The sequence below is a fragment of the Microbacterium protaetiae genome (assembly GCF_004135285.1).
Classification (GTDB): Bacteria; Actinomycetota; Actinomycetes; order Actinomycetales; family Microbacteriaceae; genus Microbacterium; species Microbacterium protaetiae.
Genome location: NZ_CP035494.1, coordinates 1326308 through 1340291 on the forward strand (window position 1 = coordinate 1326308; position 13984 = coordinate 1340291).

20 protein-coding genes are annotated in these 13984 nt (G+C 69.2%); 7 read left to right on the top strand and 13 right to left on the bottom strand.

What is annotated here, in order from left to right; genetic code table 11:
• Nucleotides 1–54: 54 nt before the first annotated feature.
• A complete protein-coding gene (locus ET475_RS06145; protein ID WP_129387273.1) occupies nt 55–723 on the top strand; it encodes an NUDIX hydrolase in 669 nt (222 codons plus the stop codon).
• 4 nt (nt 724–727) lie between these two features.
• On the opposite strand, the gene ET475_RS06150 is transcribed toward ET475_RS06145, so the two are convergent.
• The 4 genes from ET475_RS06150 to ET475_RS06165 all read right to left on the bottom strand — a co-directional run bounded on the left by ET475_RS06150 (nt 728) and on the right by ET475_RS06165 (nt 4211).
• Nucleotides 728–1240: a GNAT family N-acetyltransferase gene (locus ET475_RS06150; protein WP_129387276.1), complete on the bottom strand. Its 513-nt coding sequence runs from the start codon at nt 1238–1240 to the stop codon at nt 728–730.
• Nucleotides 1241–1267: 27 nt separating this feature from the next.
• A complete protein-coding gene (locus ET475_RS06155) occupies nt 1268–1669 on the bottom strand; it encodes a PPOX class F420-dependent oxidoreductase (RefSeq protein ID WP_129387280.1) in 402 nt (133 codons plus the stop codon).
• 131 nt (nt 1670–1800) lie between these two features.
• Nucleotides 1801–2589, bottom strand: a complete 789-nt coding sequence (locus tag ET475_RS06160; RefSeq protein ID WP_129387284.1) for a class I SAM-dependent methyltransferase — start codon at nt 2587–2589, stop codon at nt 1801–1803.
• Nucleotides 2590–2705: 116 nt separating this feature from the next.
• A complete protein-coding gene (locus ET475_RS06165; protein WP_129387287.1) occupies nt 2706–4211 on the bottom strand; it encodes an MFS transporter in 1506 nt (501 codons plus the stop codon).
• 86 nt (nt 4212–4297) lie between these two features.
• On the opposite strand from ET475_RS06165, the gene ET475_RS06170 reads away from it, so the two are divergent.
• From ET475_RS06170 to ET475_RS06180, 3 genes are all read left to right on the top strand, one after another.
• Nucleotides 4298–4750, top strand: coding sequence for a MarR family winged helix-turn-helix transcriptional regulator (locus ET475_RS06170; RefSeq protein WP_129387290.1), 453 nt, complete (start codon nt 4298–4300; stop codon nt 4748–4750).
• Nucleotides 4751–4838: 88 nt separating this feature from the next.
• Entirely contained in the window at nt 4839–5411 is a 573-nt protein-coding gene (locus ET475_RS06175) for a PadR family transcriptional regulator (protein WP_129387293.1), read from the top strand.
• A 4-nt stretch (nt 5412–5415) separates the two neighbouring features.
• On the top strand, nt 5416–7155 hold the full coding sequence (locus tag ET475_RS06180) for an ABC1 kinase family protein (protein WP_129387296.1): 1740 nt from the start codon (nt 5416–5418) through the stop codon (nt 7153–7155).
• 10 nt (nt 7156–7165) lie between these two features.
• On the opposite strand, the gene ET475_RS06185 is transcribed toward ET475_RS06180, so the two are convergent.
• Nucleotides 7166–7681, bottom strand: a complete 516-nt coding sequence (locus tag ET475_RS06185) for a hypothetical protein (RefSeq protein ID WP_129387299.1) — start codon at nt 7679–7681, stop codon at nt 7166–7168.
• Nucleotides 7682–7853: 172 nt separating this feature from the next.
• Between ET475_RS06185 and ET475_RS06190 the strand changes: the two genes are divergently transcribed.
• Nucleotides 7854–8042: a DUF1918 domain-containing protein gene (locus tag ET475_RS06190; protein WP_129387302.1), complete on the top strand. Its 189-nt coding sequence runs from the start codon at nt 7854–7856 to the stop codon at nt 8040–8042.
• A 1-nt stretch (nt 8043) separates the two neighbouring features.
• Here ET475_RS06190 and ET475_RS06195 read toward each other — a convergent pair whose 3' ends face one another.
• The 7 genes from ET475_RS06195 to ET475_RS06225 all read right to left on the bottom strand — a co-directional run bounded on the left by ET475_RS06195 (nt 8044) and on the right by ET475_RS06225 (nt 11976).
• Nucleotides 8044–8487, bottom strand: coding sequence for a hypothetical protein (locus ET475_RS06195; protein ID WP_129387305.1), 444 nt, complete (start codon nt 8485–8487; stop codon nt 8044–8046).
• Nucleotides 8488–8495: 8 nt separating this feature from the next.
• A complete protein-coding gene (locus ET475_RS06200; RefSeq protein ID WP_242497788.1) occupies nt 8496–9530 on the bottom strand; it encodes a tocopherol cyclase family protein in 1035 nt (344 codons plus the stop codon).
• A 133-nt stretch (nt 9531–9663) separates the two neighbouring features.
• On the bottom strand, nt 9664–9921 hold the full coding sequence (locus tag ET475_RS06205) for a Txe/YoeB family addiction module toxin (protein WP_129393733.1): 258 nt from the start codon (nt 9919–9921) through the stop codon (nt 9664–9666).
• The gene (locus ET475_RS06210; protein ID WP_129387308.1) at nt 9921–10172 is read right to left on the bottom strand and encodes a type II toxin-antitoxin system Phd/YefM family antitoxin; all 252 of its coding nucleotides are present in this window, start codon (nt 10170–10172) and stop codon (nt 9921–9923) included. The genes ET475_RS06205 and ET475_RS06210 overlap by 1 nt, the downstream gene beginning before the upstream one ends.
• 59 nt (nt 10173–10231) lie before the next feature.
• Nucleotides 10232–10918 carry a DUF4192 family protein gene (locus ET475_RS06215; protein WP_129387311.1) on the bottom strand — a complete coding sequence of 229 codons (687 nt, stop codon included), beginning with the start codon at nt 10916–10918 and terminating at the stop codon, nt 10232–10234.
• Nucleotides 10919–11010: 92 nt separating this feature from the next.
• Nucleotides 11011–11289 carry a putative quinol monooxygenase gene (locus ET475_RS06220; RefSeq protein ID WP_129387314.1) on the bottom strand — a complete coding sequence of 93 codons (279 nt, stop codon included), beginning with the start codon at nt 11287–11289 and terminating at the stop codon, nt 11011–11013.
• Between the two features lie 48 nt (nt 11290–11337).
• Nucleotides 11338–11976, bottom strand: coding sequence for an NADPH-dependent F420 reductase (locus ET475_RS06225; protein WP_129387317.1), 639 nt, complete (start codon nt 11974–11976; stop codon nt 11338–11340).
• A gap of 91 nt (nt 11977–12067) precedes the next feature.
• Between ET475_RS06225 and ET475_RS06230 the strand changes: the two genes are divergently transcribed.
• Together ET475_RS06230 and ET475_RS06235 are read left to right on the top strand one after the other, a co-directional pair.
• Nucleotides 12068–12571, top strand: a complete 504-nt coding sequence (locus ET475_RS06230) for a MarR family winged helix-turn-helix transcriptional regulator (protein ID WP_165310783.1) — start codon at nt 12068–12070, stop codon at nt 12569–12571.
• Nucleotides 12572–12595: 24 nt separating this feature from the next.
• Entirely contained in the window at nt 12596–13012 is a 417-nt protein-coding gene (locus ET475_RS06235) for a nitroreductase/quinone reductase family protein (RefSeq protein WP_129387325.1), read from the top strand.
• Between the two features lie 6 nt (nt 13013–13018).
• On the opposite strand, the gene ET475_RS06240 is transcribed toward ET475_RS06235, so the two are convergent.
• Nucleotides 13019–13948, bottom strand: coding sequence for a VOC family protein (locus ET475_RS06240; RefSeq protein ID WP_129387328.1), 930 nt, complete (start codon nt 13946–13948; stop codon nt 13019–13021).
• Between the last annotated feature and the right edge of the window lie 36 nt (nt 13949–13984).

A 13984-nucleotide genomic window follows, 5' to 3' on the forward strand; every position in this document is an offset into this window, starting at 1 on the left:
TACCCGCCCCACTCTAGAAGCGGCCTCCGACGTTCCGCGAGTACTCTCCGAGAGGTGAGTGATGCCCCCGACGACGCCCGTGCCGCCCTCTCTGCTCTCGCAGCGCCCGATCACTGGCCGCGGTTCGATCGCGTGCGGGTGGATGCCGCAACCGGCCGTCGATCAGCGGTGCTCATGCTCTTCGGCGCGGCCGACGGCTCAGACGGCGAGCGGCCCATCGCCCCCGACGACGCCGCGGTGCTTCTGCTGCGGCGCGCGTCGAGTCTGCGACATCACCCCGGTCAGATCGGCTTTCCCGGCGGCGGGCTTGAAGACGGCGACGACGGACCCGTGGGTGCGGCCGTGCGCGAGGCCGTCGAAGAGACCGGGATCGATCCACGCGGCGTCGAGCTTTTCTCTCCGCTACCCGAGCTGCCGCTGGCGGTGAGCAACAACCTCGTGACACCGGTGCCGGCGTGGTGGCGGCATCCCTCCCCCGTATGGGCGGTGGATGCGGCCGAGACCGAAGAGGTGTTCCTGGCACCCGTGGGCGAACTGCTCGATCCGCAGAACCGCCGCAGCGTCGCGCGGGTGCGGGGCATGCGCATCCCGGCCATGCCCGCCTTTCAGCTCGGCGAGCGGCTCATCTGGGGTTTCACCGGGGTGGTGCTGTCGGGCTTGTTCGACACTCTCGGCTGGACGAGGCCCTGGGATGCCGGTCGGTTGGTCGAACCCGACGCCTGAGCGGTCAGTCGCCCGGCTCGGCGCGGTCGTCGAGAACGAGCTGCAGAAACACGAGATCGAGCCAGCGGCCGAACTTCGCCCCGACCTGCGGCATCCTGCCCACCTCGGTGAAGCCGAGCCGCTCGTGCAGGGCTATCGACCCGGCGTTCTCCGACCCGATGCCGGCGACCATGACGTGCTTTCCTGCGGCACGTGCGTGGGCGATGAGCCGCTCCAGCAGCGTGCGGCCCAGGCCCCTGCTGCGCCGATCCGCGCGCACATAGACGGAATGCTCGACGGTGAAGCGATACCCCTCCCAGGCGCGCCAGTCACCGTAGGTGGCGTAGCCGATCACGTCGCCGTCGTCTGCGGCGACGAGCACAGGAAACCCCGCGGTCTGTCGGGCCGCGATCCACGCGCGGCGCTCGTCGGCATCGACGGTGGTCGTGTGCCAGGTGGCGGTGGTGTGCAGCACGGCATCGTTGTAGATCGCGGCGATGGCTGCGGCATCCGCCGGTGTCGCGTCTCTGATCAGCATGGCCCGCCCCTTTCGTGCGGGCCCAGGCTACTGCCCGGTGGCGCGCTCGATCGACATGACGAGGATGACCCGGTCGGCCTTGTCGCCAGGTGGGTTCGTCGACGCGTTGCCGTAGCGGTTCTGCAGCCGTACATAGAAGGCGCCGTCGGGGTCAGGGACGATCTCGACCAGGCGTCCGGCGACCTCGAGGTAGCGGGTCGGCTGATCGGGATCGACGATCGACAGCGCCATCGACGGGTTGTGCTGCAGGTTGCGGTATTTCTGGCGCTTCGTCGTGTGGGTGAACCGCACATGCTCGCCGTCGAACTCGAACCACATCGGGTTGACCTGCACGGTGCCATCGGGCCTTACCGTGCCCAGATGGCCGTACAGCGGCTTCTCGAGCAGGTGCCGGCGACCGGCGGGAAGGATGCGGGAGAGTTCGCTCATGCTTCCACTGTGCCAAACGGCACCGCGACTCGGCGCCAAGACCGCGCGGCGAGGCGGAACTCGGCGACGTGGCTCGGCTGCGACCTGGCACGTGATCGCCCGGGTAGTGCGCTATCGCCCGGGCGGCCCGCTCACCGCCGCGTTGCGACGATGAGTCGCAGCGAGCCATCGAACGTCGGCTGCGTGCGCAAGTGCCCCCAACGCGCATCCCAGGTGCCGTCGGCGAGATCGGCGGTGAGTCGGCGCACGAAGCGGGGTTCGACGTCATCGTCGACGAAGCTCCACGCGGAGTTGGCCAGGCGGGCGCCGGGGTCGAGAAGCGCCTCGGGACGCCCATAGTAGGCCTCACCGAATCCGTCGGTGCAGTCGAGCGGGATGGGCACGGTCGTGACCGAGACGTGGCCGCCCAGTGCCGTTGCGATCTCGCCCGGCGCCGGAAAGCGCCGCGCCTCGGTGGCGATGATCTCGGGTACGTACTCGTTCAGCCAGTACCGGTCGAGCGCCGCCGGGTCGCAGGTGAGGATGACGACCGGCCCCGTCGTGACGCGGCGCATCTCGCGCAGCCCGGCGCCGAGGTCGCTCCACTGGTGCACAGTGAACGAGGCCAGAGCCGCCTCGAAGGCGTCATCGGCAAAGGGCAGAGCCTCAGCGCTCGCGTCGATGGCTTGCGCGAGCCAGGCCGGACGCTGGGCACGCATGGTGGCGCTGGGTTCGACCGGCGTGACGTTTCGATCGGTGGGCTCGTACGAGCCGGCGCCGGCGCCGACGTTGACGATCGTGCGGGCATCGCCGAACGCGGCGGCGACGACCGCGAAGATGCGCGGGTCGGGCTGCCGGTACGAGGTGTAGTCGCGGCCGATCGCGCCGTAGTCGGCGTCGCCGGCGCTGCCATCGTTCGTGCGGGTCGGGTCATCGATCATGCCACCACTGTGGCATGGTGTCGCACCCGGTTCCTCCTGCGGCGCAGCGGTGGCGGCGCGATGGTCGTCGTGACCGTTCCGCACCGCCCGCACCGCCCGCCCCTGGCCGCGACGCCCTACCGCTCGCGCGCGACTTGTGCCGCGGCATCCCCCGCCAGAAACTCACCGTCGACGGGCAGCGCCGCCGATTCCGTCTCGGCCAGCAGCGCCTCGGCCGACACCACGACGCTCTTGCGCGACGAGGTCAGCGCCGCCAGCACGGCCGCTCCCACGGCGACGCCGCACCCGATCAACAGCGAGATACGAATGCCGGCCAGCGTCGGCACGGTGTACGGGCCCATCGGCGTGCTCAACTGTGCGAGCACGACACCGAGCACCGCGGCCGACGCCGTGGTGCCGAACGACCGCATGAGCGAGTTGAAGCCGTTGGCAGCCGCCTTGTCTTTCGCCGGTGTCGTGGCCATGATCAGAGCCGGCATCGCACCATAGGCGAACCCGACACCTGCGCTGGCGACCGTGCTGGTGATCATCAGTCCGACCAGCGACCCGGTGACCAGCGTCGAGGCTCCGTAGCCGAGGGCGATGATGATCGAGCCGATGATGAGCGTGGTCTTGGCGCTGTAGTGGCGCGTGACCCATCCGCCCAGCGGCGAGACCGCCATCATCCCGAGGCCCATCGGAGCCATCCACAGCCCCATCTGCAGCATCGTCTGTCCGTGTCCATAGCCCGTTTCGACGGGCAGCTGCATGAGTTGCGGAATCACGAGCGACTGCGCATACATAGCGAAGCCGACCAGCACCGATGCGAGGTTTGTCAACAGCACGGGCCGGCGGGCCGTCGCCCGCAAATCGACGAGCCGGTGGGGCGTGCGCAGCTCCCACCATCCCCAGATCAGGAACACGACGACCGATCCGATCAGCAGCGACAACGTCAGCGTGCTCGTCCAGCCCCATTCCGACCCCTTCGACACGCCCAGCAGCAGCGCGACGACACCGATGGCGAGCACCACCGCGCCGGCATAGTCGAAGCTGCGGGATGCCGCGGGCCGGGCCCGGTCGCGCGGCACGATGATCCACGAGAACAGAATCGTGAGAGCCGTCAGCACCGCCACGACCCAGAACAGCACCCGCCAGCTCGCGTACTGGGCCACACCGGCAGCCAGCGGCAGACCGAGCGCGCCGCCGATGCCCATCGAGGCGCTCATCAGCGCCACCGCGCCGTGCACCTTCTCGTGCGGCAGCAGATCGTGCAGCAGGCTGATGCCCAGGGGCACGGTCCCGGCGGCGATCCCCTGCAGCCCGCGACCGATGATCATCGGCACGAGCCCGCCCGCAAGCGCACAGACCACCGAGCCGACGAGCATCGGCACAAGGGCGAGCAGCAGGATACGCTTCTTGCCGTACATGTCACCGAGCCGCCCGATGATGGGCGTCGCGACGGCGCCGGCCAGCAGTGTCACGGTGATGACCCACGATGCGTTCGAGCTGCTCGTGTGGAAGATCACCGGAAGCTCGGCGATGAGCGGAACCACCAGGGTCTGGGTGAGCGCGCCCAGAATGCCGGCGAACGCCAGCACGGTGATGAGCCGGCCGCTCTTGAGGGGGGTGGATGCTGCGGTCATGTGTCCTCTGCTCCTTCAATGTGCATCATGCACATACTATGCATCATACACATTTAAGTTACACTCGAGATACGGAAGGGAACGAGATGACGTCGGCGTACGAACGGATCGATCAGGGATTCCTGCTGATCGGGCGCAACTTCACAGACATGACGCGCCGTGCCGGACAACTCGATCGCAGTGCGATGACACTGCTCGCCTGCCTTGACGCCGGCGGCCCGATGAGCTTGTCGGAACTGAGCACGGTGCTGGGCCGGGATGTCTCCACTCTCAATCGGCAGACGGCGGCGCTGCTGCGCGACGACCTGGCCGAGCGCATTCCCGATCCACAGGGCGGTATCGCGCGCAAGTTCCGCATCACGGTGCGGGGTAAGAACCGCCTCGACGACGAACGCGCGAACAATCGCAAGGCGACGACGCTGCTTCTCGAGGGGTGGACAGACGACGAGATCGAGGGCTTCGCCGCGTCGCTCGAGCGCTTCAACGCCGCGATCGAAGCCCGCAGCGGCCGACACTGGCCCAGCGCGCGACAGCGGTGAGCGGCGGCTCACACGCCATTCCCAGCGATATATCGTTCACTGTCGTTACGGCCCCGTTTTCGGGACCCGTCTGAAACGGAGGAACATCATGAACGGTTCACCTATGGGCGGACGACCGGGCGACCCACGCCACGACTTCGGCGGGGGTCCGGGTCCGTTCGGCTTCGGGCTGTGGGATGCCGTCGGCAATCTGCGTGACGTGTTCGAACAGCGCGGCGGCCCGCGGATGGGTCGTGGCGATGTGCGGGCGGCGATCCTTGCGCTGCTGCTCGAGCAGCCCATGCACGGCTACCAGTTGATTCAGGAGATCGATGAGCGCTCCGGCGGCTCGTGGAAGCCGAGCCCGGGCTCGGTGTACCCGACCCTGCAGCTGCTCGCCGATGAGGGACTCGTCGATGTCACCGAGGCAGACGGCAAGAAGACCTACGCGCTGACCGACGCCGGACGCGAACAGGCCGAAGCCGCCGAGGGCCCGGCCCCCTGGGAGGGCCCGGCCTCCCGCGGCATCGGCCCGAATGCGGCCCTGCCCAAGGCCGGGGCCAAGCTCGCCCAGGTCGCCATGCAGGTGATGCGCGATGGCACGCCCGCGCAGATCGAGCAGGCGGTGAGCACGCTCGACGACGCGCGGCGCAAGCTCTACGCGATCCTCGCGCAGGACTGAGCGGATGCCGCACGACGATCCGTCGGCGACACGGCGGCCGGCGGCCGGCTCGCAGCCGCCGGGACGCGGCTCGACCCCGACGCCGGCGACCCGTGCCCGCTATCGGCGGATCATGCGCTTCGCCCTGCGCTACATGGTGCAGGAGTGGTGGTTCGCCCTCGTCTTGCCGCGGATCGGCCTGGGTGCGCTGGCCCGCCGCGGGCGTCCCGCGCGGTTCGCCCGCATCGCCGAGCGGTTCCATGCTCTGGCGGTCGACCTCGGCGGTCTCATGATCAAGGTCGGCCAGTTCCTCTCCTCTCGCCTGGACGTGCTGCCGCCCGAGATCACGAAGGAGCTCGAGTCGTTGCAAGACGAGGTGCCGCCCGTGCCGGTTGCACAGATCCGCGCGCTGGCCGAGTCCGAGCTCGGTGTGCCCCTCGACCGTGCGTATGCGTTCTTCGATCCCGAACCGGTGGCTGCGGCATCCCTCGGTCAAGTGCATCGAGCGCGCTTGTCGAATGACGACGCCGCTCAGACCGGATTCGCCGACGTCGTCGTCAAGGTGCAGCGGCCCGGCATCGACGCGATCATCGACGTCGATCTGAAGGCGCTGCGCCGCATCGCACGGTGGCTGGCCCGCATCGGATTCATCGCGCAGCGCGTGGATCTGCCCGCGCTCGTCGAGGAGTTCGCCGCGACGAGTCGCGAAGAGGTCGACTATCTGCACGAGGCGGCCAGCGCCGAGCGCTTCCGCGATGCTTTCGCGCACGACGCCGGCGTGGAGGCGCCGGTGCCAGCCTGGGAGCGCACCACCCGACGCGTGCTGACGCTGTCGGATGTCACCGCGATCAAGATCAACGACATCGCGGCGCTGCGCGCGGCGGGCATCGACCCGAAGGCGGTGGCCGATGCGCTTGCCAAGGCGATGTTCGATCAGCTTTTTCGAGACGGCCTCTTCCATGCCGATCCGCACCCCGGCAACATCTTCGTGACGCCGCGGCCGGGCACGCCGCAGGGGTGGGCGCTGACCTTCGTCGACTTCGGGATGATGGGCGAGATCCCCGACACGCTGCGGCGCGGGCTGCAGCAGCTGCTCATCGCCGTCGCCGCGCGCGACGGCAAGGGCCTGGTCGCCGCGATCAGCGGTATGGGCGTGCTGCTGCCCTCGGCGGATGAAGCCCAGCTCGAGCGCGCGATGAGTGAGCTTTTCGCGAGGTTCGGCGGTCTGGCGATCTCTGATCTGCAGAGCGTCGACCCGCACGAATTCGAAGACTTCGCGCGCCGCTTCGGCGATGTGATGCGCGAGATGCCGTTTCAGCTGCCCGAGAACTTCCTGCTCGTGATCCGCGCGGCCTCGGTCACCTCGGGTGTGTGCAGCGCGCTGGATCCGCATTTCAACATGTGGCAGGCGGTCGAGCCGTATGCCCAGCAGCTCGTGCGCGATCAGGGCAAGAATGTGGTGCGCGACCTCACGCAGCAGGCGGTTCGAATTGCCCGCGTGACGGCGGGGCTGCCTCAGCGGCTCGACAATCTGGTGAGCCTGCTCGAGAACGGGCGCCTGAATGCGCAGACGCCGACGATCGACCGACGGATGAACCGGCTCGAGCGGGCCGCGCGCCGGGTCGTGTCAGCGGTGCTGTTCGCCGGACTGCTGATCGGCGGCATTCTGCTGCATCCCTCTGATGCTGTCTTCGGCGTGGTGCTCATGGGTGTCTCCGTGCTGCCACTGCTGCACGCGCTGTTCGCCGGCGCCGGTCGGCGCTGAGCGCGGGCGTTCAGCTCGCAGGACGACCCGCGCCCAAAGCCCCGACACGCCGGGCGACACGCCCGGGATCGCCATTCCATCCTGCGAGCCGAACACCGGACGCAGCAGCGCGGGCGGATGCCGCGGGGCGGATGCAGCGGCGCGGGGCGGGATGCCGCAGCACGGGCGGGATGCCGCGGCCCGGGCCGAATACCACGGCGCGGGCCGGATGCCCCAGCGCGAGCGGCGCCTGGCACGGACGGCGCCCGGCACCGACAGCGGCCCCCAAGCGTTCAGCCCGCAGGACGACCCGCGCCAGCGGCCCCGACACACCGGGCGACACGCCCGGGATCGCCATTCCATCCTGCGACACGAACACCGGGCGCCACGGCGGGCGAATGCCGCAGCGCGGGCGGCGCCCGGCGGCTGGCATCGGCACCGGCATCGGCACCGGCATCGGCATCGGCATCGACATCGGGCGTTCAGCTCGCAGGACGACCCGCGCCAAAAGCCCCGACACGCCGAGCGACACGCCCGGGATCGCCATTCCATCCTGCGAGACGAACCGGACGCCCCGGCGCGGGCGGGATGCCGTGGCACGGCCGTCGGATGCCGCAGCGCGAGCCGGACGCCGCGGCGCGCGGCGCCGGGCGCCCGCCACCGAATCGCCCCTGTACGCCGGGGCCGAGTCGTCTTACCGTGGAATCGAGGTGATCAACATGCGCGCACACATCGGCGATCGCATCCGCGTCCACGGCAGGACCGTCGACACGGCCGATCGCTCCGGCGATGTCATCGAGGTTCGCGAGCACGACGGCGAGCAGCTGCTCACGGTCCGCTATGACGACGGGCATGAGGCCGTGCTGTCTCCGGGTTCGGACTGCGAGATCGTCGCGGGCCAGGCCTGACTCAGGCCTCGTCGGCGCCGGAGAGGTCTTCGACGCCGACCGGCTGCGTGCCCACGAAGTTCACGCCGATGCCGTAGCCGGCACCCATCGCGAGATCGCATTCGGCGAAGCGCAGCATCCAGGTGCCGTCCTCCCAGACGACCGCCTCGGGCACGTCGAACACTTCCGGTCTCAGACCCGCGCGCTCCGCCGCATCCAGTCCCCACGACGGATCGGCGAGCGCGGTCACGAGATACGCGGATGCCGCTTCCGCGAGCGCCGCGAAATCGGCGATGACGCCCGCCGCGGTCTCGATCGCTTCGTTCGTGGCGGGTCCCGCCGGTTCGACGAGGATGCTGACCGTGCCGCCGCCGGGAAGATCCGCGGCCCAGCACGCGAAATCATCGGTGACCGCGGTGCTGTGCAGCAGGGTGCCGTGCACGTCGATGGGTCCGGTGAGGTCCATGCCGAAAGTCAAGCAGACACCGGCGGCGCATGGGTAGCCCCCGGTTCGGCGCCGCGGCGCGCGAGTTCGGCGGCCGCACGCTCCGGCCCGCCGTGCTCGAGCCCGGCCAGCGCAGAGCGCCCCGACCACACGAGACGGCCGCGACGGCGCACGGTGACCTCGAGCGATCCGGCGAGGTGCTCGAGCGCTCCCGCCGTGTTGCGCTCTTGCGAGGGCAGCGGCACGGGCAGGATGTGGGATGCCGCGCGCGGCGCCGTGGCGTCGACCTCGATCGTCCATCCATACCCGCGGCCGCGCAGCATCCAGCTCTCATCGGTCACCTCGGCGTGCACCGGGCTGACACCGGGATTGCCCAGCCGCACGACGCGTCCCCCTGGAAGGCGGACGACCAGGTCGGTCACCTCGGTGCGGAAGGGGCCCGCGTGCACCTGCCCGCCGGCAAAGGCCACGCACGCGTCGGGTTCGGCGAAGCCCTGCGCCTGCCCCCACCACCACGCGTCGGGAAAGCCCTCGCGCCCCCAGTTCTTCTCGGCATAGATCTGCGCACCGCGCAGCTGCCACGTCTGGCCGCCGAGCGTCGCGGTGCCGTCGGCGCGGCCGCCCAGCAGCCACGGGTGCCAGTACTGGTTGAGCGCCGGCACCGTCTGAAAGATGCTCGACCCGCCGAACGCGCGGTGCGGCCAGAGCACGGGATCGGTGATCTCGACATCCAGTCGGGCATCGGGGCCGAGATCGACGTGCAGGCCGCTGTCGTCGCCGGCGAAGGCGCCGCCGGCGCGTGCTCCGATCCGGCGGGGGTCGGCCGTGGCTTCGGGATGGGCGGCCACCTGCAGGAACCCGCCCGGGTGCGCGGCGACCCCGAGCGTGGCCCACGATCCGCGCGGGCCGCGGTTGACGCCGTTCAGGGCGATGAGGACTCGTCCGGAAGCGGCATCCGTGACCCGCCAGAAGTACCCCTCCATCGCCACGCCCGGGTGCGCGGGCAGCGGGCTCTGGAAGGGCAGATCCGCCCCCGTCGAGCGGTACCACGCGCCCAGGCCCACGGTTCAGCCCGTCGCCGCGAGCGATTGGCCCGGCTGCACAGTCGGGATGCCGCCGCTGACGATCCCGCACGCGTGGCTCATGAGGGCGAGGTTATCGCGTGCGCGGGATACAGTGCACGCGGGCCCAGACGAGTCAGTAGTGATCGCGGCACTTCAGGACGATGATCCGCTTGTCGTCGACGTAGTACACAAGCCGGTTCTTTCCGTCGATACGCCGTGACCATGCGCCGACAAGGACATGTCTCAACGGCTCCGGCTTGCCAAGTCCGGTGAAGGGGTCGCGAAGAACATCGGCGATCAGGGCGTTGATCCGCTTTAGCGTCTTCCGATCTTCCCTCTGCCAGGCGACATAGTCCGCCCATCCGTGAGGATCGAAGGTGAGTTCACGCATCACGGCTCAATGAGGTCGTGATGCTCGTACTCACCCCGCCGTGCGCGCTCGGTCGCTTCGAGCAGCCGCTTCGCATCGACGGGATTGCTCAACAGATACGCGGTCTCGGCGATGGAATCGTACTCGTCCTTCGACATGAGCACCGCATTGCCGTGCTTCGACACGATCTCGACCACATCGCAGTCATCGTTGACCTGCTGGATGAGGCTGAACAGGCGTTTGCGGGCGTCCGTCACCGTGATTGCAGCCATGTGCGCCTCCTCGCAAGTGGTACTTAAAAGCGTACCAGTTGTGGGCGCGGCCGCGGCGCTCACCGACCCACCCAGGCAGGGAGGCGCGACGACATAATCATCGACAAGCCGTAAGCGAGCAGATGCTCGGGCTCGATCTGCGCAGCCTCGTCGATGTACAGCAACGCCAGCGGCCGCTGCCCCCGCGCCCACATCAGCCACGCCAGAGTACACAGCAGCGAGGGCCGATACGGCTCGGGCACGAGCGCGGCGGTGCGGCGCAGAAGGGCGATTCCGCAACCGACCCGATCAGCAAGCGGCTTGCGTCGCACCTCGCCGTGCAGCATCCGCACTATCGTGTCACGTGGGATCTGCCCGGCTGCGTGCTGCGCCCAGACGTAGTCGTCGACGGTCATTTCACGCCGGCCAGCGCGATCGACGAGGCGCGCGGTCTTGAGCAGTGCTTCCTCTGCGACGTGGCGGCCGAACGCTATCTGCACGGCCATCGTCTCGGGGATGCTCGGCATCGCGGCCATGAACGCGACCCGGGCGGCGAGCGCCGGCGTGATCGGCTCGTCGTCGTCGAGCAGCGACTCGGTGAGCGCGACCATGAGAGCCATCGCCTCGCCGTGTGGCGGGGCATCGGCTTGGCCGGTGAGCAGCTGTTCGAGCGAAGCGGCGGCGTCGGCGCGGTCGGCCTCACTCGCGTCGGCGAGGTGGATGCGGGGCTCATCGGTCAGCGGGTACGGCATCGGGATCTCGGTCATGCAGCCATGGTTGTGCCTTCGCTCGCCGCCATGGGGCCATCCCGCACATCTGTGGATAAGTCGCTGCCTGTGGAGGAACCGATGAGGGGTGCTTACAACCCCTCGATGTCGTAGAGCCGCTCGATGCCGGCCGTCGCCCGGCCCCAGGCCGAGGCGGCGACGCGCTGCTGATGCGAACGGAAAGCTGCGGCATCCGCGAATCTCTCCTCGACCGACCACACGAGCGGGTCATCCGTGGCAAGCACCTCGAATTCCAGACATCCGGGTTCTTCGCGTGTCAGCTTCAGATGCGCAGGCAGACGCGAGGCGACCACGGCCGCCTCGTCGGTGTCACGACAGCGCAGGGTTCCATGCAGGTGGATGCTGCTCACACAGCGATCTTCGCACCCACGAGACGCGGTGGCCCGCGCCGCGTCTCGTCACACACGGGCGCGTCGGGCGCGCACCGCGAACCCGCCGGTCCACGGCACCTGCTCGCGCACCGCGAGCACCATCTGCAGGAAGCCGAGCGCCTCGAGCTCACGCGCGCGCTTCAGCGCCCCGGCGTCGGCAACGGCCACGCCGCCCGCCGACACGATCTCGGTCAGCTGAGCCTTCGCTGCGTCGTCATCGCCGGCGACCACGATGGTCGTAGGCACACCGCCCACCTCGCCCGTGGCGAGTGTCGCGGCGAAGTTGGTGTTGAACGCCTTGACGACCTTCGCGCCCGGCAGAGCCGCCTGCAGTTCGGCGGCGGCCGACGAGTCGGCAGGTACGGTCAGGCCGTCGAACGTGGCGAAGTCCACCGGGTTCGTGACATCCACCACGACCTTGCCGTCCAGCAGCGACCCGTACGTGGTGATCACATCGGCGAGCGCCGCATACGGCAGCGCGAGCACGACGACATCGCCCGAGAGCGCTTCACCGAACGTGGCCGCCGTGCCGCCGACCTGCTCGGCCAGCTGCTGTGCCTTGGCGATATCGCGCGCGACGATCTGCACGCCGGCTCCCCCCTTGGCCGCGATGCCGGCGATCGCCGAGCCCATGTTCCCTGTTCCGATGACCGAGATGCTTGCCATTGTCCGTCACCTTCAAATCAGTTGTAGATGCAACTACCTAGGGAAACGAAGTTGCACGTACATCTATTCCCGCGGCATAGACTCGGGAGCCATGGCGTACCAGGTGCCCCGCATGGACGACCTCGAGTCCCGAGCATGGTTGTCGCTCGTGTGGACCACCGAGCTGCTGCCGGCCGCGCTCGACGCGCAGCTGCAGGCCGAGGCGGGAATGACGCACTTCGAGTTCATCGTGCTCAGCACCCTGCGGCAGACGAAGGGCTCGTCGTTGCGCACGAAAGACCTCGCCGCCGCCGTCAACGCGACCATGCCCCGGCTCTCGCGCGTCGTCGGCAAGCTCGCCGACCGGGGCCTCGTCGAGCGGGTCGGCGGGAATGCCGACGGACGGGTCGTGCACGTGCACCTGACCACCGCCGGCAGGCGCGCGCTCGTGCGCGCCCTGCCCGGGCACCTCGCCCTCGTTCGCGAACTGGTGATCGACCGTCTCGAGCCCGCGCAGCTGCGCGCTATCGCCAGCGCACTCGAGCCGATCGTCGAGCGGCTCGACCCGCACAAACGCACGGGATTCGCCGCCGCGCAGCGCGCGGCCGACGACTGAGAAGACACATCACAGAGGAGAAACATGGCAGACGACTGGACCCAGCGCATCATCGACGAGTTCCGCGCGAACGACGGGACCGTGACATCCGCCCCCTTCGGCCGCTCGCTCGTGCTGCTGCATCACACGGGTGCGAAGAGCGGAACCGCGCGCGTCACGCCGGTGATGGGTATTCGCGTCGACGACGACACCTGGCTCATCGCCGCGTCGAAAGCGGGCGCGCCCGACAACCCCGGCTGGTACCACAACCTGCTCGCGCACCCCGATGTGACGATCGAGGCACCCGGTGAGGGCGAGGTGGCTGTACACGCGACGCAGCTGAAGGATGCCGCGCGCGACGAGGCATGGGCACGGTTCACCACGCGCAGCCCGGGGTTCACCGCGTACCAGCAGAAGACGACGCGCATCATCCCGGTGCTCGCGCTGCGGCGACGGGACTGATCGCCGTCAGCGACCGAGCAACTCGTCGGCCTCCACAGCCGGCAGTGCGAGCGTCACCTGCGTGCCCCACGGGTCGGCGACGACGATCGATCGGCCGTCGTCGGCGAACGGCAGTCGGCGATGCTTCAGGCGCGCGGCGAGCGCATCGAGGTCGTCACGAGCGGGAACCGTGATTGCGACATCCCCCAGCCCCAGGCTCGCGGCGCGAGGGCCCGCGCCGGCGCTGTTCCAGGTGTTCATGGCGATGTGGTGGTGGTAGCCGCCTGCCGACGCGAACAGCGCGCCCGGGTAGCTGCCGACGGTCGCCTGGAATCCGAGCGCATCGACATAGAAGGCGCGCGCGGACGGAATGTCACCGACCTGCAGGTGCACGTGCCCGACCGTGCCGGGCGCCTCGCCGACGCCGGCGAACGCGGGCTCGGTCAGGTGCTCGTTGAGGTAGGCGTTCGGGTCAAGGTACAGCGTCGACATGCGCACCTCGCCGTTCGCGTCGTACTGCCATTGCGAGCGGTCGCGGTCGGTGTACAGCTCGACGCCGTTGCCCTCTGGATCGGTGAAGTAGAAGGCCTCGCTGACCAGGTGGTCGCTCGATCCGGTGAAGCGGCTGCGCTCATCCTGCGCGGCACGCAGCACCGTGGCGGCCAGCGTGGCCGCGTCGTCGAAGAGGAACGCGGTGTGGAACAGCCCTGCCTGCCGCGGGTCGACGCCGGGCAGATCAGGGGTCGCGATCAGCCGCACCATCGGCACCTGACCGCGGCCGAGCACGCGGTGCACTTCACGTCCGCGCGTGCGCTCCTCGATGGGCGCGAGCGCGAGCGCGTTCGCGTAGTACGACGACATCAGCTCGAGATCGCCGACGCGCAGGGTGACGGCATCCATCCCGGTGAACGGGTTGAGGATGCCGTCGGCGGTGGTGACTTCTCGTGTCTCGATCATGATTCCTCCGTGCACAAAGCTTAGTTGCATGTACAA